The sequence below is a fragment of the Pseudomonas mucidolens genome (genome assembly GCF_900106045.1).
Classification (GTDB): Bacteria; Pseudomonadota; Gammaproteobacteria; order Pseudomonadales; family Pseudomonadaceae; genus Aquipseudomonas; species Aquipseudomonas mucidolens.
This window is the reverse complement of sequence record NZ_LT629802.1, coordinates 3111769-3133720: the sequence shown is the minus strand read 5'-3', so window position 1 is coordinate 3133720 and position 21952 is coordinate 3111769. Positions and strand designations below refer to the sequence as shown.

Sequence of the window (21952 nt, the reverse complement as noted above, 5' to 3'; positions counted from 1 at the left end):
TGATCCAGGAGAATCGATGAACACCCTTTTTATGCACTGCCGCCCGGGCTTTGAAGGCGAAGTCTGTTCCGAGATAGCGGAGCACGCTGCCCGCTTGAATGTCTCGGGCTATGCCAAGGCCAAGACCGGCAGCGCTTGCGCCGAATTTATCTGCACCGAGGAAGAGGGCGCGCAGCGCTTGATGCACGGCCAGCGTTTTGCCGAGCTGATCTTCCCGCGGCAGTGGGCGCGCGGGGTCTTTATCGACTTGCCGGAGACTGACCGCATCAGCGTGATCCTCGCTCACCTGCACAGCTTCCCGGTATGCGGCAGCCTGTGGCTGGAGATGGTCGATACCAATGATGGCAAGGAGCTATCGAACTTTTGCAAAAAGTTCGAGGTTCATCTGCGCAAGGCGCTGCTGGCCGCCGGCAGGTTAGTGGAGGATGCCAGCAAGCCGCGCCTGCTGTTGACCTTCAAGAGCGGCCGTGAAGTGTTCATGGGGCTGGCCGAGTCAAATAACTCGGCAATGTGGCCAATGGGTATTCCGCGCCTGAAGTTTCCTCGCGAGGCGCCGAGCCGTTCGACCTTGAAGCTGGAAGAGGCCTGGCACCACTTCATCCCGCGCGATCAGTGGGAAGATCGCCTGCACGGCGACATGACCGGTGTCGATCTGGGGGCCGCACCGGGTGGCTGGACCTGGCAATTGGTCAATCGCGGCATGCTGGTCACGGCCATCGACAACGGACCGATGGCCGAAAGCCTGATGGACACCGGTCTGGTGCAGCACTTGATGGCCGATGGTTTTGTCTTCACACCCAAACAGCCGGTGGACTGGATGGTCTGCGACATCGTCGAAAAGCCCGCGCGTAATGCGGCGCTGCTGGAAACCTGGATCGGCGAGGGTCATTGCCGCGAAGCGGTGGTTAACCTCAAGTTGCCGATGAAACAGCGTTACGCCGAGGTAAAACGCTTGCTGGAGCGGATCCAGGAAGGCTTCAAGACGCGTGGCATTCGTGTGGAAATCGGTTGCAAGCAGCTGTACCACGACCGTGAGGAAGTGACCTGCCATTTGCGTCGATTGGACGTAAAGAAAACCAAGGCCCGTTGAACGTGTGGCCAGTTTCAGGAGTGAATGATGAGCGAGATTTTTGACCCCGTCGTTGACGGCACCCTCGACGCCACCGGCCTGAATTGCCCGGAGCCCGTGATGATGCTGCACCAGCACATCCGCGACCTGGCCCCTGGCGGCCTGCTCAAGGTGATCGCGACCGATCCGTCGACCCGTCGCGACATTCCCAAGTTTTGTGTGTTCCTCGACCATGAACTGGTGAACCAGCAAGAGCAGGCGGGGACCTATCTGTACTGGATTCGCAAGAAGTCCGATTAAACCGCGTGAATCCGCCTGCGCGCACTGCGTGCCAGGCGCACCAGCAACATGGCCGCCGCGCAACTCAAGCCAACGATCAGCCCTTGCCACAAGCCGCTCGGGCCGTTGGCCTGGCCCAACCAATCGGTCAGCCCCAATGCATAGCCCACCGGCAGGCCCACGCCCCAATAGGCGAACAGGGTCAGGACCATGGTCACCCGCGTGTCTTGATAACCCCGCAAGGCGCCGGCGGCCGTGACCTGGATCGCATCGGAAAACTGGAACAGTGCGGCAAACACAATCAGCATCGCCGCCACCTGGATCGCTAACGGGTCCGAGGTGTAGATGCTGGCAATCTGTTCGCGGAACACCAGCATCAAGCTGCAGGACACGCAGGCATAAGCCAGCGCGGTGCCCATTCCCACGCCCGCGGCAAAGCGTGCCTCGCGGGGGTCGCTGCGGCCCAGGGCCTGGCCGACCCGAACGGTCACGGCCATGCTCAGGGAGTAAGGAATCATGAACACCAACGAGCTGAAGTTCAGCGCAATCTGGTGTCCCGCCACCACTGTGGCGCCGAGGCTGCCGATCAGCAGGGCAATCACCGCAAAGATGCTCGATTCGGCAAAGATCGCGATGCCGATCGGCAGGCCAATATTCAATATGCGTTTGATTACCTTCCATTGCGGCCAGTCGAAACGCGTGAACAACTCGCTGGCCTGATACACCGGTGCCCAACGGGTCCAGCCGGCCAAACCGAGCATCATCACCCACATCACGATCGCCGTGGCCCAGCCGCAGCCGACGCCGCCCATGGCCGGCACGCCAAAATGACCATAGATGAATATGTAGTTCAGCGGGATGTTCAGTGCCAGCCCGCACAGACCGAGGACCATGCTCGGCCGCGTGCGCCCCAGCCCATCACTGAAACAACGCAACACGTAATACAGCGCAACGGCGGGCATGCCCGAGGCGATCCCGTGCAGATAGCCCATGCAGGGGGCGATCAATTCGGGATCGACGTTCATCGCATGCAGGATCGGTTCGGCGCTGATCAACAACAATAAGGCGATGACCCCGACCAGCAATCCCAGCCACATCGACTGACGCACCAGCGGGCCGATCTCCTTGTGGGCACCGGCGCCGAAGCGCTGGGCGACTTTAGGCGTGGTCGCGAGCAACGTGCCGGTCATCAACAGATACACCGGAATCCAGATCGAGTTGCCCAGGGCGACCGCCGCCAGGTCCCGCGCGCTGACCCGCCCGGCCATTACCGCATCGACAAAGCCCATCGCGGTGGTTGCCAGTTGCCCGATCATGATCGGCAAGGCCAGGGTCAGCAAACTGCGGACTTCCAGGCGGACGCGGGCGGGACGGGAGAGGGCGTGGGTGGCAGTGTTCACGTGCAGGTGTCCGATAAGGGGAACGCAGGACGGCGCATTCTACGCCTTGACGTGTCAGTCAGGAAAAAACCTGTGTTGCTGATTTGTAAACGCTTCAGCGAGTGGTGCCTGTACACTGCTGATCCGCTAAAGGAGCCTGCCATGCTGATTGTTGCCGACGAAAATATTCCGCTGCTCGATGCTTTTTTTGAGGGCTTTGGCGAAGTTCGCCGGGTGCCTGGCCGAGCCATCGACCGCGCTACTCTTGAGCAGGCGGATGTGCTGCTGGTGCGTTCGGTGACCAACGTCAATCGGCAACTGCTTGAAGGTACGCCAGTGCGTTTTGTCGGTACGTGCACCATCGGCACTGATCACCTGGACCTCGATTACTTGCAAAAAGCCGCTATCCGCTGGTCCAGTGCGCCGGGTTGCAATGCCCGTGGCGTGGTCGACTATGTGCTGGGCAGCCTGCTGACCCTGGCCGAAATCGAAGGCGCGGACCTGAACCAGCGCACGTATGGCGTGGTGGGCGCGGGTGAAGTGGGTGGCCGACTGGTCAAGGTGCTCAAGGGCCTGGGCTGGAATGTGCTGGTGTGCGATCCGCCGCGACAGCTTGCCGAAGACGCCGATTACGTCAGCCTGGAGCAGATTGTCGAGCAGTGCGATGTCATCAGTGTGCACACGCCGCTGAAAAAGTCCGGCGATGATTCGACTTGGCATCTGTTTGATCGTCAGCGCTTGAATCAGCTCAAACCGGGTACCTGGCTGATCAACGCCAGCCGTGGTGCGGTCGTGGATAACGCTGCGCTCAAGGAAGTGCTGCTGGAGCGTGAAGACTTGCAGGCGGTGCTGGATGTCTGGGAGGGTGAGCCCGAAGTGGACGCCGCGTTGGCCGACTTGTGCGTACTGGCGACGCCGCACATTGCCGGTTACAGCCTGGATGGCAAGCAGCGCGGCACCGCGCAAATCTATCAGGCGTTTTGCGAGCATCTAGGGCAGGCGCCCAGCGTTCAACTGAGCGAGTTGTTGCCGCCGCCGTGGCTTGCCGAGGTCAGCCTGGACGCCAACACGGATCCGGCCTGGGCGCTGGCCATGCTGTGCCGCAGTGTCTACGATCCGCGGCGTGATGATGCGGATTTTCGGCGCAGCCTGGTGGGAAGTGTGGACGAGCAGCGCCAGGCGTTCGACCTGCTACGCAAGCATTATCCGTTGCGCAGAGAGATTGATGGTTTGAAAGTGCGGATCAACGGTGAGTCGAAGGATTTGTCGAGGATCGTAGCGGCGTTGGGCGCGCAGCACGCGTAGAAAAAGGTCAAAAAAGCCGGCCTTGGCTTTTTGTAGGAGCGAGCTTGCTCGCGAAGAACTCAAAGGCGCCGCGTTTATCCAGAATGCACGCGTTATCGTTGACGTTTTTCGCGAGCAAGCTCGCTCCTACAGGATGTCTCATTCGCTTAACTGATCGACATTAGGCCCGCAGGCCGGTTTCAATCGAATTGGGGTGTGTCAGCCTTGGCGGGCAGGCGTGACCAGTTTTTTGTCCAGTTCAGCACACGCGCTCTGGATCATTTCTTCAGTGATCTGCACTTCGCGGCCCTGGGCATCGATATACGAGCAAGGCAATTGTTGCGGTTGGCGGATGACTTCAACTTTTTCAGTGCTGCTGGTTTGCAAGGACATGCCTGTCTCCTCATCAGGTTGTGTTCCCACTTTAATTCCACCGCATGACCGAGCTATGACAACTCCTTACAAGATCAGCGGATCAAGTGCCCAGTCCAGCAGAAACCACTCGGGATTTCCACCTTCGCTTTAGAACGATAGTTTCTAGCGCTCAGTCATACGGGGCATAATTAACCTGACTCATTGTGATTTACCCAAGTTCCATCTATTTGCAGTGTAGGCTTGAGGCTGTATCCCTCAGGTGGTGTCATCCATGCTTTCTGCCCGTCAACGTCGCGCCATTCGCCTGGCCAGCCGCTTTATCGCCCCTTATCGCTGGCAGGCGCTGGGCGCCCTGCTGGCACTGATCGTTACCGCCGGGATTACTTTGTCCATGGGGCAAGGCATTCGTTTGCTGGTGGACCAAGGCTTCATGACCCAATCGCCGCACCTGCTCAATCAGTCCATAGGTCTGTTCATGGTGCTGGTGCTGGGCTTGGCGGTAGGTACCTTCAGCCGCTTTTACCTAGTGTCATGGATTGGCGAGCGCTGTGTCGCGGACATTCGCCGGCAGGTATTCAATCACCTGATTTACCTGCATCCGGGCTTCTACGAAAACAACCGCAGTTCCGAGATTCAGTCGCGGTTGACCGCGGACACCACGTTGCTGCAATCGGTGATTGGCTCTTCACTGTCGTTGTTTCTGCGCAATGCGTTGATGGTGATCGGTGGTGTAGTGCTGCTGTTTATCACCAATCCCAAGCTCACCAGCATCGTCGTGGTGGCGCTGCCGCTGGTGCTGGCGCCGATCCTTATCTTTGGCAGGCGCGTGCGCAGCTTGTCGCGTCAGAGCCAGGACCGTATCGCCGATGTCGGCAGCTATGTGTCCGAAACCCTCGGCCAGATCAAGACCGTGCAGGCTTACAACCATCAGGCGCAGGATGAGCAGCGGTTCGCGCTGACCGTGGAAGAGGCCTTTGCCACCGCGCGCAAACGTATCGTCCAGCGCGCCTGGCTGATTACCCTGGTCATCATGCTGGTGCTGGGTGCCGTGGGTGTAATGCTCTGGGTGGGCGGCATGGACGTGATTGCCGGGCGTATTTCCGGGGGCGAACTGGCGGCCTTCGTGTTCTACAGCCTGATCGTCGGCAGCGCCTTTGGCACCTTGAGCGAAGTGATTGGTGAACTGCAACGGGCGGCCGGCGCGGCGGAGCGGATTGCCGAACTGCTGCAGTCGAGTAATGAAATCCAGGCGCCGGACAACGCTCTGGTCAAGTTGCCCGAGCGGGTCAGTGGTCGACTGGAGCTGCAAGACCTACGATTTTCATATCCGTCGCGTCCCGATCGCTATGCCATCGATGGCCTTGACTTGACCATTGAGCCCGGTGAAACCCTGGCGTTGGTCGGGCCGTCAGGCGCTGGCAAATCAACGATTTTCGACCTGCTGCTGCGCTTCTACGATCCGCAACAAGGACGCGTCCTGCTGGAAGGCCAGTCGCTGACCGAGTTGGACCCGTTGGATGTGCGTCGCTGCTTTGCGCTTGTGTCCCAGAGCCCGGCGTTGTTTTTCGGCAGTGTCGAAGACAACATCCGGTATGGCAACCCGTCGGCCACTTTTGCCCTGGTCGAGGCGGCGGCGCGTATTGCGCATGCTCACGACTTTATCCTGCAAATGCCTGATGGTTATCAGACGCATCTGGGCGACGGCGGCATCGGCCTCTCCGGCGGTCAAAGGCAACGCTTGGCTATCGCCCGGGCGTTGTTGGTGGACGCACCGATTCTGTTGCTGGATGAGGCCACTAGCGCGCTCGATGCCCAGAGTGAGCACTTGATCCAGCAGGCGTTGCCGCAATTGATGCATGGGCGGACCACGCTGGTGATTGCCCATCGTCTGGCGACGGTGAAAAACGCCGATCGAATCGCGGTGATGGATCAAGGCAAATTAGTGGCGGTAGGTACGCACCAGCAATTGATCGCGAGCAATCCGTTGTATGCGCGACTGGCGGCGCTGCAATTTAGCGATGGGCATGACCAAACCTAAAAAAATGCCCGCATCTGACAATGCGGGCATTTCACTTGCAGCCTCAAGCCTGGAACTTTTAGCGGTTTTTTTTACTGATCATCGAAGTAGCGTTCATGCCAATCCACCAAGGGTTGCGGCGAGTTGAGCTTCTGACCGTAGATCACCGAATAGGACAGCACGTTCTGCACGTACTGGCGTGTTTCGTCGAAAGGAATGCTCTCTACCCAGACGTCGAAGCTCAAGTGGTCGGCGCCGCGCAGCCACTGGCGCACGCGCCCTGGGCCGGCGTTGTAGGCGGCGGAGGCGAGCACACGGTTGCCATTGAACTGGCTGTGGACCTGGCTCAGGTACGCTGTGCCGAGCTGAATGTTCTTGTCCGGATCCAGCACTTGTCGCGGTGATGCCAGGGGAATGCTGAACTTGCGCGCGGTTTCCTTGGCGGTGGCGGGCATCAGTTGCATCAGACCGGTGGCGCCAACGCCAGAGCGGGCGTCGTCCATGAAGGCGCTTTCCTGGCGAGTAATGGCGAACACCCAGCTCGAATGCAGGCCACGTACCTTGGCCTCGCGCACCAGTGTGGCGCGGTGGGCCATGGGGAAGCGGATATCCAGGTCGTCCCAGTACTTTGCCTGGCTGATAGTGCGGATCGCCGGGAAATACCATTTCATGTCATAGGCAAGTTTGGCCTGGGCGACCATTTCGTCACGGTTGAAGTGGCGGGTGACGTGATACCACTCGCGACGGCCATCGACAATCTGGCCGCGGGCGTAGAACTCCAGGGCGCGCCGCACGCCGGGGGTGTTACGTACTTTATTGAGCAGCGCCTGGCTCAACACCAAAGGTCGATTGTTCAGTTGGTACGGCGCCTGGGAGCGATCCGCCGCGAGGAAACCATAGAAGTCCCGCTCCCGTGCCAGGTCTTTGTACAGCACCAGGGGCTGAGGGTTCTTGGGTTCGGCCAGTTCCAGCGCGCGGGCCTGCCAGTAGCGCCAGCGGCTGGTGGTGGCCAGGTCCTCGGGCAGCTTGCGGGTCAGTTGGTAAGCATCCTCCCGGCGGGCCAGGCGCAACAGCAGGCGCAGGCGCCATTCGGAGACTGTGTTGTCACGCAGTTCCGGGTCGTACTTGGTCATTACGTCGAGGGCGCGAGGGTCGAAGCGGCGCGCCAGAGTCAGGCCGATCTCTCGGGCAATCGAGACTTTTTCGTCACGGGAGAAGTGCATGCTGGCGGCGTAACCGTCCAGCAGCGCCATGGCCTTTTCGGGATCCTGGCGAGCCAGGCGACGAAGGCCCAGGCCGACTGCGTCGGACATGGCTTCGCTGGCTGGCAGGAAGCGTGACGGGTCGTTCAGCAAGGCAGGCTTTTGCGCGACATCGACCATCAGGCGACCTTGGGGCGCGAGGGTGGTCAGGGTTTTCACCAGGCTGTTGGCCAGGCCGTAGTTACGGGCTTCGGCGGCCAATTTAGTGCGCTTCCAGCGTTTCTGTTCGGTCAGTTGGCCATCGGCGGACCACTGTGCGAACAGCGCATCACAGGCCGCCGGCTGGGATTTGCCGCTCAACCACAGTTTTTCGGCGCTGGCGTAACCCTCGGCCTTGAGGTTGTGGCTCAGTTGGTATTGACCGTGGAGGCAGTCCAGTTCCGTGAAGTTAAGCTTGGCGTCGTAATACTTTTCAAACGTCTGCCATTCGCCACGTTCGGCCAGCCAGCGCAACCAGCGCAGTTTCATCCAGTTGGCCTGGGGCAGATCGCCATGCTTGCCCAGGAACTGTTCGATTTCCTGATTACTGGCGGTCTTCAGGCGGGCGGTGAGCTCGTCGTACGCCAGATACGGTGTCAGCGGATAATCGGCCAGGGCTCGGCTGTATTGCATGTAGGGCCCGCTGTCGCCTTTGGCCAGCGCGCGCTTGGCTTGATCGTAATATTGGCGTTGAGTGGTCAAATCCACGGCCTGGGCGCTTTGAACGGCGGTGGTAGAAAGAAGCAGGCAAGATAAGAAACTGAAAAGGCGACTGCGCATGAGACGTCCGTGCAAAGAAATCAGGACTAGTGCCGACGCGGGTCGACACTGATTGCCCCTAGCTTAGCCTTTTGCCGGCGGCCGTTGAAAGCTTTGCCGAATGCTTCGTCCAAGTTATCGGGAAATGTCCTTCAGAACGTGTCAAGGATGAAAATGCCGGCCGCTTAACCCCCCAACTCAGGTAGAATGCGCGCCCGGTTTTTGGAGAAGCTCATGACCCTGCTCAAATTCAGCGATGTGTCCCTTGCTTTCGGCGCTATGCCGTTGTTGGACAAGGTGTCCTGGCAGATCGCCCGTGGTGAGCGGGTGTGCATCATCGGCCGTAACGGCACTGGCAAATCCAGCATGATGAAGCTGGTGAAGGGCGATCAGAAGCCTGATGAAGGCTCCGTTTGGCGTGCCCCAGGCCTCAAGATCGGCGAATTGCCGCAAGAACTGCCAGTGGCCGACGGACGGACTGTGTTCGACGTGGTCGCCGAAGGCCTGGATGGTGTTGGCGCGTTGCTCGCCGAATACCATCACCTGAGCCAGAACATCGTTACCGACGCCGACCTGGACAAGCTGATGCATGTCCAGCAAGACCTCGAAGCCCGTGACGGCTGGCGCTTGCAGCAATTGGTCGACAGCACGTTGAGCCGCCTGCAACTGCCGGCCGACAAAACCCTTGCAGAGCTGTCCGGCGGCTGGCGTCGTCGTGTCCTGCTGGCCCAGGCCCTGGTTTCCGAACCGGACCTGCTGCTGCTCGACGAGCCGACCAACCACCTGGATATCGGTGCAATCGCCTGGCTGGAAGAAGCCCTCAAGGACTTCCAGGGCGCCGTGTTGTTTATCACGCACGACCGTTCCTTCCTGCAAAACCTGGCCACGCGCATCCTCGAACTGGATCGCGGCGGTCTGATCGACTGGAACGGCGACTACGCCAGCTTCCTGGTGCACAAAGAAGCGGCCCTGGCCGCCGAAGAAACCGCGAACGCGTTGTTCGACAAGAAACTGGCCCAGGAAGAAGTCTGGATTCGCCAGGGCATCAAGGCTCGCCGCACCCGCAACGAAGGTCGCGTGCGTGCTTTGAAAGCCCTGCGTGTCGAGCGCAGCGAACGTCGCGAGCGCACCGGCAAGGCCAACATTCAGCTTGATACCGCCGACAAGTCGGGCAAGCAAGTGATGGTGCTGGAAAACGTCAGCTTCCATCACCCGGAGGGTCCATTCCTGATCAAGGACTTCTCCATGGTCCTGCAGCGCGGCGATCGTATCGGCCTGTTGGGCGCCAACGGTACCGGCAAGACTACCTTGCTCAAGTTGATGCTCAGCGGTCTGCAGCCGACCAGCGGCACGGTGGAAGAGGGCACGCGCATCGACGTGGCCTACTTCGACCAGTTGCGCCACCAGTTGGACCTGGAAAAGACCGTGATCGACAACGTCGCCGAAGGTCGCGACTTTATCGACATCGACGGCCAGAGCCGCCACGTACTGAGCTATCTCGGTGACTTCCTGTTCAGCCCGCAGCGTGCCCGTACGCCGGTCAAGGCATTGTCTGGTGGTGAGCGTGCGCGCCTGTTGCTGGCCAAGTTGTTCAGCAAGCCAGCCAACCTGTTGGTGCTCGACGAACCGACCAACGACCTGGATGTGGAAACCCTCGAGCTGCTGGAAGAGGTTTTGCTGACCTTTAATGGCACCGTGCTGATGGTCAGTCACGACCGGGCATTCCTTGACAACGTGGTCACCAGCACCCTGGTGTTCGAAGGTGAAGGCAAGGTTCGCGAGTACGTCGGTGGTTATCAGGACTGGTTGCGTCAGGGCGGTTCGCCGCGCCTGTTGGGCGTGACCGAGAGCAAGTCCGGCAAGGCTGACCTGAACTCTGCGGTGGTCACTCCGGTGGCCGCAGCGGCGCCTGCCCAGGACGCCGCGCCGGCGGTCAAGAAGAAGCTCAGCTACAAGCTGCAACGTGAACTGGAAGCCTTGCCGGGCGATATCGACGCCAAGGAAAAACAGATCGCCGCAGTTGAGGCTGAAATGGCTGACGCGGGTTTCTATCTGCGTCCTGCAGCGGAAACCGCGAAGGTCATTGCGTCTCTTGAACAGTTGAACAAAGAGCTGGATGCGCTGGTTGAGCGTTGGGCCGAGCTGGATGCCTGAGTGATCCAGGGCTGATAAAAAACCCGGCGCTCATTCCTATGGGCGCCGGGTTTTTTACATGAAATTCGGTTGAGAAATGTGGGAGCGGGCGTGCTCGCTCCCACATTTGATTGCCGTCGCTCTTAAGTATTTTTCAGCAGTCGCACCGCCAGCACATCACACGGCGCACTGTGCAATACATCGTTGGCGGTGGAGCCCAGCAGCAAGGCCAGGCCGTGCCGACCATGGCTGCCGACGACGATCAAGTCGCAGTTCTGTTCCTTGGCAAGGTGGTGGATTTCCTGGCGCGGTTGGCCGTAAGTCAGATGGCTATGCTCTTTTTTCAGTGTCGGATACTTGGTTATCAGTCGATCAAGGCGTTCCTTTGCCTGATCGAACTGCTGTTGCTGCAATTGCGAAAGGTCCATCGGCACGTCGCCGCCAAAGGCCATCGCCATGGGTTCGACGATATGTACCAGGGACAACTTTGAAACGTCGCCGGCCAGGCCGAGGGCGCGCTTGATCACCGGATCGCACTCTTCGGTCAGATCCACGGCGACCAGGATGTGTTCATAGGGCATGAGGCGTTCCTCCAGGGGACTGCAATAAGTTCAGTATGGCTGCTTTCAAGCGGATGGGGTTGCGTCAGGTCAAATCCGCTCATCTAGAAGTTAGGGAGTACACATATGACGGTCTGGATAGTGGTGTCAATCCTTGTGGTGGTTCTGAGCCCCTTGGCATGGTTGCGCCCCTCGCGCCATCAGAGCGGGCGCATGGCGCTGCGCATGGAGGCGCGACGCATCGGTCTGTCCATGCAACTGACGCCCCAGGAATGGCCGCACTGGCTCAAGCAAGAGCCGCCGAGCCCTTGTGCGCAGTACCATCGGCCACGGCGCGGGAGCAAGCCTATGACCTGGAGTTATTGGCAGTTGGAACCGGGTGTGTGGGTCAACCAGTGGCAGGAAGTGTGTGCTGATGAAAAGTTGTTGCCGCATTTTGCAACGCTGCCGGCGAATGTCTACAAGGTCGAGGCGGACAAGCAAATGATCGCTCTGTGTTGGGGCGAGAAGGGCGAACTGAGCGTGTTGCAGGATATCAATGCGCTGCTCAAGGCGCTGGCGTGACGCAGCCTCATTGTAGGCGCCAGGGCGAGCGACCAATCCTTACTCGCGAAAATCGTCGAGGATAACGCGGGCATTCAGGGTGAGCGTGGGGTCCTCGGGCTTCTCGCGAGCAAGCTCGCTCCTACAGAAAAGCAAGAGCGGATATCCGTTGTCGTACAGCTCGTGCGTGTATTTCTCTGATTATTGATTTTGTGAATGTCTGCGTATTGATCTGGCGTGGCGGTTGCGAAGTGACTGCAAAGTCGCGTTTTCATGGCCCTTTCGAGCGATTGACAATTGTCGTTAATTGGATGAAGGTGACGTACCCAAATCAAACGGGCGTATGAATTGAGCGTTTGTCTTTCAGACGATTCGTACAGAATCCCGACTATCGCGTTGGCGGGTGTGCCTGGCGAATTGGCGTTAGCATCGACGGTAACGTCAGTGTCTACGCTGAGGCCTGCGTCCGACGTGTACTGTTCAGCTTCCATATCGTGGAGATCAGTTGATGATTTACGAAGGTAAAGCCATCACGGTTACGGCTCTTGAAAGTGGCATCGTCGAATTGAAATTCGACCTCAAGGGTGAGTCCGTCAACAAGTTCAACCGTCTAACCCTGAACGAACTGCGTCAGGCCGTAGACACCATCAAAGCAGATGCGTCGGTCAAGGGCGTGATCGTTTCCAGTGGCAAGGACGTGTTCATCGTCGGCGCCGACATCACTGAATTCGTCGACAACTTCAAGCTGCCCGATGCCGAGCTTGTGGCTGGCAACCTCGAAGCCAACAAGATTTTCAGCGATTTCGAAGACCTTAACGTACCGACTGTTGCCGCGATCAATGGCATCGCGCTGGGCGGCGGTCTGGAAATGTGCCTGGCCGCGGATTTCCGGGTCATGGCCAGCAGCGCAAAAATCGGCCTGCCGGAAGTCAAGTTGGGCATCTACCCAGGCTTCGGCGGTACCGTGCGCCTGCCGCGTATCATCGGTGCCGACAACGCCATCGAGTGGATCGCCGCGGGTAAGGAAAACCGTGCTGAAGACGCATTGAAAGTCGGCGCAGTGGATGCTGTGGTGGCTCCCGAGAAACTGGCAGAAGCGGCACTGAACCTGATCAAGGGCGCCATCAGCGGCGAATTTGACTACAAGGCCAAGCGTCAGCCGAAGCTGGAAAAACTCAAGCTCAACGCCATCGAACAAATGATGTCGTTCGAGACCGCCAAGGGCTTTGTCGCGGGCCAGGCCGGTCCGAACTACCCGGCGCCTGTCGAAGCCATCAAGACCATCCAGAAAGCTGCGAACTTCGGTCGTGACAAGGCGCTGGAAATTGAAGCGGCTGGCTTCGTCAAACTGGCCAAGACCTCTGCCGCGCAGAGCTTGATCGGCTTGTTCCTGAACGATCAGGAGCTGAAGAAAAAAGCCAAGGCCTACGACGAAATCGCCAAGGACGTGAAGCAGGCCGCCGTACTCGGCGCCGGCATCATGGGGGGCGGTATCGCTTATCAGTCGGCGTCCAAAGGCACACCGATCCTGATGAAAGACATCAACGAACACGGGATCGAGCAGGGTCTGGCGGAAGCCGCGAAACTGTTGGTGGGCCGCGTTGATAAAGGCCGCATGACTGCTGCGAAAATGGCTGAAGTGCTTAACGGCATTCGTCCGACCTTGTCCTACGGCGACTTCGGTCACGTCGACCTGGTGGTCGAAGCGGTTGTCGAGAACCCGAAGGTCAAGCAGGCGGTACTCGCTGAAGTCGAAGCCCAGGTCAAGGAAGACACCATTCTGGCGTCCAACACCTCGACCATCTCCATCACCTTGCTGGCCCAGGCCCTCAAGCGTCCGGAAAACTTCGTCGGCATGCACTTCTTCAATCCGGTGCACATGATGCCGCTGGTGGAAGTGATCCGTGGCGAGAAGTCCAGTGAGCTGGCCGTTGCCACCACCGTGGCTTACGCCAAGAAAATGGGCAAGAACCCGATCGTCGTCAACGATTGCCCGGGCTTCCTCGTTAACCGTGTACTGTTTCCGTACTTCGGCGGTTTCGCCAAGTTGGTCAGCGCCGGCGTGGACTTCGTGCGCATTGACAAGGTCATGGAGAAATTCGGCTGGCCAATGGGTCCGGCGTACCTGATGGACGTGGTCGGCATCGACACCGGCCACCACGGTCGCGACGTGATGGCTGAAGGGTTCCCGGACCGCATGAAAGACGACCGCCGTTCGGCTGTCGACGCGCTCTACGAAGCCAAGCGCCTGGGCCAGAAGAATGGCAAGGGTTTCTACGCCTACGAGACCGACAAGAAGGGCAAGCAGAAGAAAGTCGCCGATCCTTCGGTGCATGAAGTGCTCGCGCCGATTGTCTACGAACAGCGTGAGGTGTCCGACGAGGACATCATCAACTGGATGATGATCGCCCTGTGCCTGGAAACCGTACGTTGCCTGGAAGACGGCATCGTTGAAACCGCCGCCGAAGCCGATATGGGCCTGGTCTACGGTATTGGTTTCCCTCCATTCCGTGGTGGTGCGCTGCGTTACATCGACTCGATCGGTGTGGCCGAGTTCGTTGCCCTGGCTGATCAATACGCTGATTTGGGCCCGCTGTACCACCCGACCGCGAAGTTGCGTGAGATGGCCAAGAACGGCCAGAGCTTCTTCGGTTAAGCGCCCAAACGACTAGAGCGAGAATATTTATGAGCTTGAATCCAAGAGACGTCGTGATTGTCGACTTCGGTCGTACGCCGATGGGCCGCTCCAAAGGCGGCATGCACCGCAACACCCGTGCCGAGGACATGTCGGCGCACCTGATCAGCAAAGTGCTGGAGCGCAACGTCAAGGTCGACCCGAACGAAGTCGAAGACGTGATCTGGGGCTGTGTCAACCAGACCCTGGAGCAGGGCTGGAACATCGCGCGCATGGCGTCGCTGATGACCCAGATCCCGCACACCGCTGCCGGCCAGACCGTCAGCCGCCTGTGCGGCTCCTCCATGAGCGCGCTGCACACTGCCGCCCAGGCAATCATGACCGGCAACGGTGATGTATTTGTGGTCGGCGGCGTGGAGCACATGGGTCACGTCAGCATGATGCATGGTGTCGACCCGAACCCGCACATGTCCCTGTACGCGGCGAAAGCCTCGGGCATGATGGGCCTGACCGCGGAAATGCTCGGCAAGATGCACGGCATCACCCGCGAAGCCCAGGACGCCTTTGGCCTGCGCTCCCACCAGTTGGCCCACAAGGCAACCGTGGAAGGCAAGTTCAAGGATGAGATCATCCCGATGAACGGCTACGACGAGAACGGTTTCCTGAAATTGTTCGATTACGACGAAACCATTCGTCCGGACACCACCCTGGAAAGCCTGGCGGCCTTGAAGCCAGCCTTCAATCCCAAGGGCGGCACCGTGACGGCCGGTACTTCGTCGCAGATCACCGATGGTGCCTCGTGCATGATCGTGATGTCGGCCCAGCGTGCCCAGGATTTGGGTATTCAACCGCTGGCGGTGATCCGCTCGATGGCGGTGGCGGGTGTGGACCCCGCGATCATGGGCTATGGTCCTGTACCGGCCACACAAAAAGCACTGAAGCGCGCGGGTCTGAGCATCTCTGACATCGACTTCTTCGAGCTCAACGAAGCTTTCGCCGCACAGGCTCTGCCAGTGTTGAAAGATTTGAAAGTACTCGACAAGATGAATGAGAAGGTTAACCTGCACGGCGGCGCGATTGCCCTGGGTCACCCATTCGGGTGTTCCGGTGCGCGTATCTCCGGCACTTTGCTGAACGTGATGAAGCAAAATGGCGGCAACCTCGGGGTAGCCACCATGTGCATTGGTCTCGGCCAAGGTATCTCGACCGTCTTCGAACGCGTTTAAGCGTTGCGGTGATGGAAGCCGGGGCCCAGTGCCCCGGTTTTTGTTTTTTGGGATTTTTTATATTTTTTTTTAACAAGGTTTCTGAGGCGCCAGAGCATGAAAGTCGAACCAGGGCTCTACCGGCATTACAAAGGTCCGCAATACCGCGTTTTTAATGTCGCGCGACATTCCGAGACTGAAGAGCAAGTGGTGTTTTATCAAGCACTGTATGGCGATTACGGTTTTTGGGTACGTCCCTTGAGCATGTTCCTGGAGACGGTCGAGGTTGACGGCGAACAGGTCCCGCGCTTTGTATTGATCCAGGCCGAACCCAGTCTTTTTTCAGGGCAATGACGGCAGGTCGCGCAGGTTGCTGCGCTTGACCTCACTCTGTTGCCACTATATATAGCGTTGCCGCGTCAGGCGCCAACCGCCTTTCACTTCTCGAATTCAGGAATTTTCCGATCCATGGGCAAATCGCTGGTCATTGTGGAATCCCCGGCTAAGGCCAAGACCATCAACAAGTACTTGGGCAACGAGTACGTGGTGAAGTCGAGTATCGGCCATATCCGCGACTTGCCCACGAGCGGCTCGGCGAGCGCCAGCAAGGAGCCTGCCGCCAAGCGCGGCAAGGCGGCTGCGGGCGAAGGTCCGGTGCTCTCGCCGAAAGAGAAAGCCCGCAAGCAGTTGGTCTCGCGCATGGGTGTCGATCCTGATCATGGCTGGAAAGCCAAGTACGAGATCCTCCCAGGCAAGGAAAAAGTCATCGAAGAGCTGCGCCGGCTCGCCAAGGATGCTGACACCATCTATCTCGCGACGGACTTGGACCGCGAAGGGGAAGCCATTGCCTGGCACCTGCGGGAAGCCATTGGCGGCGATGACAGCCGTTACAAGCGGGTGGTGTTCAACGAAATCACCAAGAAGGCCATCCAGGAAGCCTTTTCCAAGCCGGGCGAACTGGACATCGATCGTGTCAACGCCCAGCAGGCGCGGCGTTTCCTCGACCGCGTGGTGGGCTACATGGTCTCGCCGCTGTTGTGGGCGAAGATTGCCCGTGGCCTGTCCGCCGGCCGTGTGCAATCGGTCGCGGTGAAGCTGGTGGTCGAGCGTGAGCGCGAGATTCGCGCGTTCATTCCGGAAGAGTACTGGGAAGTCCACGCTGACCTGGGTACCACCAAGGGCGCTACCGTGCGCTTTGACGTGGCTCGCGAGAAGGGCGAGGCCTTCAAGCCGCTCAACGAAGCCCAGGCCATGGCGGCACTGGAAAAGCTCAAGGCGTCCAGCTACAGCATCGTCAAGCGCGAAGACAAGCCGACCAGCAGTAAGCCCTCGGCGCCGTTTATCACCTCCACCCTGCAACAGGCCGCGAGCAACCGCCTGGGCTTTGGGGTGAAGAAGACCATGATGATGGCCCAGCGTTTGTATGAAGCAGGCTACATCACTTACATGCGTACCGACTCCACCAACCTGTCGGTGGACGCGGTGGCGATGGCGCGTACCTATATCGAAGGCGAATTCGGCAAGAAGTACCTGCCGGAATCCCCGAACGTCTACAGCAGCAAGGAAGGCGCACAAGAGGCTCACGAAGCGATTCGCCCGTCCGATGCCAATACCGAGCCAAGCAAGCTGAGCGGCATGGAGCGCGACGCTGAGCGCCTCTACGAGCTGATCTGGCGCCAGTTCCTCGCCTGCCAGATGCTGCCGGCGCAATACCTGTCCACCACCGTCAGTGTCGGTGCCGGGGACTTCGAGTTGCGTGCCAAGGGGCGCATCCTCAAGTTTGACGGCTACACCCGTGTGATGCCGCAAATCGCCAAGCCGGGCGATGACGACGTGCTCCCGGACATGGCCCAGGGTGACGTGCTGAAGTTGATCAAGCTTGATCCGTCCCAGCACTTCACCAAGCCACCGGCGCGTTATTCGGAAGCCAGTCTGGTCAAGGAGATGGAAAAACGTGGTATCGGTCGTCCTTCGACTTACGCGGCGATCATCTCCACCATCCAGGACCGTGGTTATGTGGCCCTGCACAACCGTCGTTTCTATTCGGAAAAGATGGGCGATATCGTCACCGAACGACTCTCCGAGAGTTTCTCCAACCTGATGGACTACGGTTTCACCGCCGGCATGGAAGAGAACCTCGATGATGTGGCCCAGGGCGAGCGCGACTGGAAAAACGTGCTCGACGAGTTCTACGGCGACTTCAAGAAGAAGCTCGAGGTGGCGGAAAGCCCTGACAGCGGCATGCGCGCCAACCAGCCGGTGATGACGGATATTGCGTGCCTGACCTGTGGGCGTCCGATGCAGATCCGCACCGCGTCTACCGGCGTGTTCCTGGGGTGCTCGGGTTACAGCTTGCCGCCGAAAGAGCGTTGCAAGGCCACCGTCAACCTGGTGCCGGGCGATGAAATTGCCGCCGATGACGAAGGTGAATCCGAGTCGCTGGTACTGCGTGGCAAGCACCGTTGCCCAATCTGCAGCACTGCGATGGACGCCTATCTGCTGGATGAGAAGCACAAACTGCACATCTGCGGTAACAATCCGGATTGCAACGGCTACGAGATCGAGGAAGGCACTTACCGCATCAAGGGCTACGAAGGTCCGAGCCTGGAGTGCGACAAGTGTGGCAGTGAGATGCAGCTCAAGACGGGCCGGTTCGGCAAGTTCTTCGGCTGCACCAACGCGACCTGCAAGAACACCCGCAAACTGCTGAAAAGCGGTGACGCGGCGCCGCCGAAGATGGACCCGGTGAAGATGCCTGAACTCAAATGCGAGAAGGTCAACGACACCTACATCCTGCGTGACGGCGCTTCGGGCCTGTTCCTGGCTGCCAGCCAGTTCCCGAAAAACCGCGAGACCCGTGCACCGCTGGTGCTGGAAATCATGCCGCACAAGGATGAAATCGATCCCAAGTACCACTTCCTTTGCGAGGCGCCGAAGAAGGACCCCGACGGTCGTCCGGCGGTGATCCGCTACAGCCGCAAGACCAAGGAGCAGTACGTGCAGACCGAAGTGGATGGCAAGCCTACCGGTTGGAAGGCGTTTTACGACGGCGGCAAGTGGAAGGTCGAGGACAAGCGCCAGGGCGCCTGATCCGCTAGCCTCAGAGAGACCATGGCGGCCTGTGCTGGCGGCCATGGTCTACTGTAGGAGCGAGGGGGACGCCTGGTTCTTGCTCGCGAAGGTCGTAAGGATGATGCAGAAAACCTGACACCCAGCGGTGCTCTCGGGTTTTTCGCGAGCAAGCTCGCTCCTGCATAGTCAGCATCACGCTTCTTTCGTTGTGGAGATTGCCGTTATGGCCAACGAGCTCTATACGCGTACCAACCAGAAAATCTATTTCGCGGGTTTGTCCCTGGAAGCCCTTGGTCGTGCCGAGGAAGGGAAGGAGATGAATGCCATCGCGCTGGTACAGGCGGGACGTGAGTCGGCGTTGTTTCACCTCTATGGGGCTTTGTTGGGCCTGTGTCATGAAATCGCCGGGTTCTACCGCTTGCCTCAGGCCGGCGCTCCCCGTGCGGAAACGATCATGAATCGTGAAGTGCTGGAGAACACGGCCATTCCCGAGTTGGCCGAGCTGGTGGAAATGGCTCAGAGCCCCGACAGTTGGGTCGCGCGCTTGCTCAAGGCGCATAGCGACATGTTTCAGCCGCCACGTATTCCCCATATTCCCAAGGGTGATGTCACTCAGCCGTTGATCGTGACCGTTTCGATGGCCGAGGAGGAGCCAGCGCCCTTGAGCCGCGAAGAGCTTGAAAGCTGGCGCCAGGAACTGAAAAAGCTCGCGATCCGCTTTCGGGATGGGTTGAACGAGTGCTGATCGACTGACGATCATCGGGAGGGCGGACGTTGACCCTTAGTGTGGCGAGCCGGCTTGCCGCAAGACTGATATAATCCCGGCCTTTCGTGGAGAACAGACTTTTATGCCAACGTCCTTTTTGGAAATTGTTGAATTGCCCGACGGCCGAATTGAGCTGCGCAGGGCTGAGGACGAGGGTTCTCTGGTGACTCTGGACTTTTCCGAGGACGCTAAAGCATTCCTGCAAGGTCAGCATGTAGAAGTAGCAAAGGCCATGTTGAGCGTCGGTGTACAGATGGCTGGGCGTCTTGCCGAAGGCGATGAGCCGGAAAAAGAAGGCGGTGCACGCGTACTTCACTGAGTCCGTTTGTCGGTTTTTTCGCGTTTAACCTTACACGTCCGTCTCAACCCTGTAGAAGCCTTGCGTCCATCGCAGACACTGACTCAGTGTCAGGGCTGCAATCGGACAGTCTTTGAGCGGATGCCTGGATACGCATTACGCGGCGCTCCAGAATTTATCCCAATCGAATATTCAAGCTTTGTGCATCGCCAATACGAGCAGCGCTGATCAGTTGCTGTTTGGCTGTGGGGCTCAATGGATTCAACCAGCTGACCACAGTGTGGCTACGCCCCAGGCGCAAAGCTTCGCACGCCAATTGCTGTGCACTCTGAGTGCCCCGAGGCTGCAACAGCAGGATGCGCTCGCGGTTCAGGCCTGCATCCCGCAACCAGGCCTGGGTCAGGCTGGAAGGGGGGGGCGATCAGGGTCAGCCATCGAGCGTCCTGCTCCTGGCTCAATTCACGAAGAATAGGGGCGAGCAAGCTCAGGCAGTTCCCGGCAGCACCGCGCAACGACAATTCACTGAATACCTCGGGTTCGTTGATCCACGGGGTTTCAACTGTTTCCTTGAGGATGGGTGCCAGCGGCTGGGCCATGAAGGCCTCGAACAGCGGCAGTTGTGTGTGTTGCTGGGCGTGCGGGAACTGCATGATGCCTCCGTTAGCGGCGAATAACGCCGACACTCAAGCCTTCTATCACCAGATCCTGATCTTTCAGGTTCACTTCTATGGGTGCGAACTCGGGGTTTTCGGCCAGAAGCCAGACCTTGCTGCCTTCGCGCTTGAAGCGCTTGACTGTCACCTCGTCACCGATGCGCGCAACGACGATCTGGCCATTGCGGGCTTCGCGCGTGGTATGGACGGCGAGCAGGTCGCCGTCAAAAATGCCGACGTCCTTCATGCTCATGCCGTGTACCCGCAACAGGTAATCAGCCCGGGGATGAAAGAACGTCGGGTTGATGTTGCAGGATTCTTCGACGTGCTGTTGCGCCAGGATAGGCGCGCCGGCAGCGACACGACCAATGATCGGCAATGTCGACTCGTCAGCCTTGGCCTCGAAGCCGGGAATGCGAATGCCTCGGGAGGCCCCAGGCGTCATTTCGATTGCGCCTTTGCGCGCCAGGGCCTTCAGGTGTTCTTCGGCGGCATTGGGGGACTTGAAGCCCAGTTCCAATGCAATTTCGGCGCGGGTCGGCGGATAGCCGTTATCGTCGAGGCAGCGCTTGATAAAAGCGAGAATCTCAGCTTGGCGTGGCGTCAGTTTTAGCATGTTGATCGCTCTGTCTTTTTATACAGTGACTGGGATTATATACAGTGAATCGCGCTTGGCAATCACCGTTTTTCTTAACGCCGCCGGACGGTCATCCGTCGGCGCTTCAAGCGCCTGCGCAGAGTGCTGCCTACCTACACCGGAAGATGTGATTAAATAAGCGCCTAACGGCTGATTGAGCAGCCGGAAAACGGCTGCGCAGGCTTGACATCGCACTAAGTGAAACGTATGTTTCAAACAAGTGTTTGTCAGGCGGAGTAGCCATGGCCCAGTCGGAAACCGTTGAACGCATTCTCGATGCTGCTGAGCAGTTGTTCGCGGAAAAGGGATTTGCTGAAACTTCATTGCGGCTGATCACCAGCAAGGCCGGGGTCAATCTCGCTGCGGTGAATTACCATTTTGGTTCGAAAAAGGCCTTGATCCAGGCGGTGTTCTCACGTTTTCTGGGGCCGTTTTGTGTCAGCCTCGATCGTGAGCTGGAGCGTCGCCAGGCCAAGCCGGACCATAAGCCGAGCCTGGAAGAGCTGCTGGAGATCCTGGTCGAACAAGCGCTGGTGGTGCAGCCACGGAGCGGCAACGACCTGTCTATTTTTATGCGTCTGCTGGGCCTGGCCTTCAGTCAGAGCCAGGGTCACCTGCGGCGTTATCTGGAGGATATGTACGGCAAGGTGTTTCGCCGTTACATGTTACTGGTCAATGAGGCCGCCCCTCGCATCCCACCGATTGAATTGTTCTGGCGCGTGCATTTCATGCTGGGTGCCGCGGCGTTCAGCATGTCGGGGATCAAGGCCTTGCGGGCGATTGCCGAAACTGATTTTGGCGTCAATACATCGATCGAGCAGGTCATGCGCCTGATGGTGCCGTTCCTTGCCGCCGGCATGCGTGCGCAAACCGGTGTCACCGATCAGGCCATGGCGGCCGCACAACTGCGCCCACGCAGCAAGTCCGTGCCTACCGTTGCCAAGGTTTAACCGCTTCCGGGTGGGCGTGGCTGCTGGCATCCGCTAAGCTAGCGGTCCATGCCGATTTCAGATGATTATCCACAATCCATTGCTCTTCGTGAGCGTC

At 59.0% G+C, this 21952-nt stretch carries 18 protein-coding genes and 1 pseudogene; 13 read left to right on the top strand and 6 right to left on the bottom strand.

Features of this window, described 5'->3' with window-relative positions; genetic code table 11:
• Window positions 1-16: 16 nt before the first annotated feature.
• Complete coding sequence (gene rlmM, locus BLU75_RS14430) at window positions 17-1090, top strand: 23S rRNA (cytidine(2498)-2'-O)-methyltransferase RlmM (RefSeq protein ID WP_084381607.1); 1074 nt, start codon at window positions 17-19, stop codon at window positions 1088-1090.
• Window positions 1091-1117: 27 nt separating this feature from the next.
• Window positions 1118-1369, top strand: coding sequence for a sulfurtransferase TusA (tusA, locus tag BLU75_RS14425; protein ID WP_084381606.1), 252 nt, complete (start codon window positions 1118-1120; stop codon window positions 1367-1369).
• Here the strand turns inward: tusA and BLU75_RS14420 are convergent.
• Window positions 1366-2748, bottom strand: coding sequence for an MATE family efflux transporter (locus BLU75_RS14420; protein ID WP_084381605.1), 1383 nt, complete (start codon window positions 2746-2748; stop codon window positions 1366-1368). The two genes, tusA and BLU75_RS14420, sit on opposite strands and share 4 nt — an antisense overlap.
• Window positions 2749-2889: 141 nt before the next feature.
• Here BLU75_RS14420 and pdxB point away from each other — a divergent pair, with 141 nt between their 5' ends.
• Window positions 2890-4032: a 4-phosphoerythronate dehydrogenase PdxB gene (pdxB, locus tag BLU75_RS14415; RefSeq protein WP_084381604.1), complete on the top strand. Its 1143-nt coding sequence runs from the start codon at window positions 2890-2892 to the stop codon at window positions 4030-4032.
• Between the two features lie 198 nt (window positions 4033-4230).
• Here the strand turns inward: pdxB and BLU75_RS27490 are convergent, their stop codons facing one another.
• Complete coding sequence (locus tag BLU75_RS27490) at window positions 4231-4404, bottom strand: PA1571 family protein (protein WP_165447458.1); 174 nt, start codon at window positions 4402-4404, stop codon at window positions 4231-4233.
• 253 nt (window positions 4405-4657) lie between these two features.
• On the opposite strand from BLU75_RS27490, the gene BLU75_RS14410 reads away from it, so the two are divergent.
• On the top strand, window positions 4658-6424 hold the full coding sequence (locus BLU75_RS14410) for an ABC transporter transmembrane domain-containing protein (RefSeq protein WP_084381603.1): 1767 nt from the start codon (window positions 4658-4660) through the stop codon (window positions 6422-6424).
• A 71-nt stretch (window positions 6425-6495) separates the two neighbouring features.
• Here the strand turns inward: BLU75_RS14410 and BLU75_RS14405 are convergent, their stop codons facing one another.
• Window positions 6496-8424 carry a transglycosylase SLT domain-containing protein gene (locus BLU75_RS14405; protein ID WP_084381602.1) on the bottom strand — a complete coding sequence of 643 codons (1929 nt, stop codon included), beginning with the start codon at window positions 8422-8424 and terminating at the stop codon, window positions 6496-6498.
• Window positions 8425-8637: 213 nt separating this feature from the next.
• On the opposite strand from BLU75_RS14405, the gene BLU75_RS14400 reads away from it, so the two are divergent.
• On the top strand, window positions 8638-10557 hold the full coding sequence (locus BLU75_RS14400; RefSeq protein WP_084381601.1) for an ATP-binding cassette domain-containing protein: 1920 nt from the start codon (window positions 8638-8640) through the stop codon (window positions 10555-10557).
• Window positions 10558-10679: 122 nt separating this feature from the next.
• Here BLU75_RS14400 and BLU75_RS14395 read toward each other — a convergent pair whose 3' ends face one another.
• The gene (locus tag BLU75_RS14395; RefSeq protein WP_084381600.1) at window positions 10680-11117 is read right to left on the bottom strand and encodes a universal stress protein; all 438 of its coding nucleotides are present in this window, start codon (window positions 11115-11117) and stop codon (window positions 10680-10682) included.
• A 105-nt stretch (window positions 11118-11222) separates the two neighbouring features.
• Between BLU75_RS14395 and BLU75_RS14390 the strand changes: the two genes are divergently transcribed.
• The 7 genes from BLU75_RS14390 to BLU75_RS14360 all read left to right on the top strand — a co-directional run bounded on the left by BLU75_RS14390 (window position 11223) and on the right by BLU75_RS14360 (window position 19636).
• Window positions 11223-11660: a hypothetical protein gene (locus tag BLU75_RS14390; protein WP_084381599.1), complete on the top strand. Its 438-nt coding sequence runs from the start codon at window positions 11223-11225 to the stop codon at window positions 11658-11660.
• 487 nt (window positions 11661-12147) lie between these two features.
• The gene (fadB, locus tag BLU75_RS14385; protein WP_084381598.1) at window positions 12148-14295 is read left to right on the top strand and encodes a fatty acid oxidation complex subunit alpha FadB; all 2148 of its coding nucleotides are present in this window, start codon (window positions 12148-12150) and stop codon (window positions 14293-14295) included.
• 29 nt (window positions 14296-14324) lie between these two features.
• The gene (gene fadA, locus BLU75_RS14380; RefSeq protein ID WP_084381597.1) at window positions 14325-15500 is read left to right on the top strand and encodes an acetyl-CoA C-acyltransferase FadA; all 1176 of its coding nucleotides are present in this window, start codon (window positions 14325-14327) and stop codon (window positions 15498-15500) included.
• Window positions 15501-15596: 96 nt separating this feature from the next.
• Entirely contained in the window at window positions 15597-15833 is a 237-nt protein-coding gene (locus BLU75_RS14375) for a DUF1653 domain-containing protein (RefSeq protein ID WP_084381596.1), read from the top strand.
• Window positions 15834-15947: 114 nt separating this feature from the next.
• Window positions 15948-18569, top strand: coding sequence for a type I DNA topoisomerase (topA, locus tag BLU75_RS14370; protein WP_090221486.1), 2622 nt, complete (start codon window positions 15948-15950; stop codon window positions 18567-18569).
• Window positions 18570-18774: 205 nt separating this feature from the next.
• The gene (locus BLU75_RS14365; RefSeq protein WP_084381594.1) at window positions 18775-19296 is read left to right on the top strand and encodes a DUF6586 family protein; all 522 of its coding nucleotides are present in this window, start codon (window positions 18775-18777) and stop codon (window positions 19294-19296) included.
• A gap of 103 nt (window positions 19297-19399) precedes the next feature.
• Window positions 19400-19636 (top strand): hypothetical protein, encoded by a 237-nt coding sequence (locus BLU75_RS14360; RefSeq protein ID WP_084381593.1) that lies wholly within the window; start codon window positions 19400-19402, stop codon window positions 19634-19636.
• 154 nt (window positions 19637-19790) lie between these two features.
• On the opposite strand, the pseudogene sulA reads toward BLU75_RS14360, so the two are convergent.
• Together sulA and lexA are read right to left on the bottom strand one after the other, a co-directional pair.
• Window positions 19791-20265 (bottom strand): annotated as a pseudogene (gene sulA, locus BLU75_RS14355) (SOS-induced cell division inhibitor SulA).
• A gap of 10 nt (window positions 20266-20275) precedes the next feature.
• Entirely contained in the window at window positions 20276-20884 is a 609-nt protein-coding gene (lexA, locus tag BLU75_RS14350) for a transcriptional repressor LexA (protein WP_003172575.1), read from the bottom strand.
• Between the two features lie 263 nt (window positions 20885-21147).
• Here lexA and BLU75_RS14345 point away from each other — a divergent pair, with 263 nt between their 5' ends.
• Window positions 21148-21855 carry a TetR/AcrR family transcriptional regulator gene (locus tag BLU75_RS14345; protein WP_084381591.1) on the top strand — a complete coding sequence of 236 codons (708 nt, stop codon included), beginning with the start codon at window positions 21148-21150 and terminating at the stop codon, window positions 21853-21855.
• The last annotated feature ends 97 nt before the right edge of the window (window positions 21856-21952 follow it).

Excerpts from the sequence above, each read along its gene's own strand:
- rlmM (WP_084381607.1), top strand. The coding sequence starts at position 17 with ATGAACACCCTTTTTATGCACTGCCGCCCGGGCTTTGAAGGCGAAGTC.
- tusA (WP_084381606.1), top strand. The coding sequence starts at position 1,118 with ATGAGCGAGATTTTTGACCCCGTCGTTGACGGCACCCTCGACGCCACC.
- pdxB (WP_084381604.1), top strand. The coding sequence starts at position 2,890 with ATGCTGATTGTTGCCGACGAAAATATTCCGCTGCTCGATGCTTTTTTT.
- BLU75_RS27490 (WP_165447458.1), bottom strand. The coding sequence starts at position 4,404 with ATGTCCTTGCAAACCAGCAGCACTGAAAAAGTTGAAGTCATCCGCCAA.
- BLU75_RS14410 (WP_084381603.1), top strand. The coding sequence starts at position 4,658 with ATGCTTTCTGCCCGTCAACGTCGCGCCATTCGCCTGGCCAGCCGCTTT.
- BLU75_RS14405 (WP_084381602.1), bottom strand. The coding sequence starts at position 8,424 with ATGCGCAGTCGCCTTTTCAGTTTCTTATCTTGCCTGCTTCTTTCTACC.
- BLU75_RS14400 (WP_084381601.1), top strand. The coding sequence starts at position 8,638 with ATGACCCTGCTCAAATTCAGCGATGTGTCCCTTGCTTTCGGCGCTATG.
- BLU75_RS14395 (WP_084381600.1), bottom strand. The coding sequence starts at position 11,117 with ATGCCCTATGAACACATCCTGGTCGCCGTGGATCTGACCGAAGAGTGC.
- BLU75_RS14390 (WP_084381599.1), top strand. The coding sequence starts at position 11,223 with ATGACGGTCTGGATAGTGGTGTCAATCCTTGTGGTGGTTCTGAGCCCC.
- fadB (WP_084381598.1), top strand. The coding sequence starts at position 12,148 with ATGATTTACGAAGGTAAAGCCATCACGGTTACGGCTCTTGAAAGTGGC.
- fadA (WP_084381597.1), top strand. The coding sequence starts at position 14,325 with ATGAGCTTGAATCCAAGAGACGTCGTGATTGTCGACTTCGGTCGTACG.
- BLU75_RS14375 (WP_084381596.1), top strand. The coding sequence starts at position 15,597 with ATGAAAGTCGAACCAGGGCTCTACCGGCATTACAAAGGTCCGCAATAC.
- topA (WP_090221486.1), top strand. The coding sequence starts at position 15,948 with ATGGGCAAATCGCTGGTCATTGTGGAATCCCCGGCTAAGGCCAAGACC.
- BLU75_RS14365 (WP_084381594.1), top strand. The coding sequence starts at position 18,775 with ATGGCCAACGAGCTCTATACGCGTACCAACCAGAAAATCTATTTCGCG.
- BLU75_RS14360 (WP_084381593.1), top strand. The coding sequence starts at position 19,400 with ATGCCAACGTCCTTTTTGGAAATTGTTGAATTGCCCGACGGCCGAATT.
- lexA (WP_003172575.1), bottom strand. The coding sequence starts at position 20,884 with ATGCTAAAACTGACGCCACGCCAAGCTGAGATTCTCGCTTTTATCAAG.
- BLU75_RS14345 (WP_084381591.1), top strand. The coding sequence starts at position 21,148 with ATGGCCCAGTCGGAAACCGTTGAACGCATTCTCGATGCTGCTGAGCAG.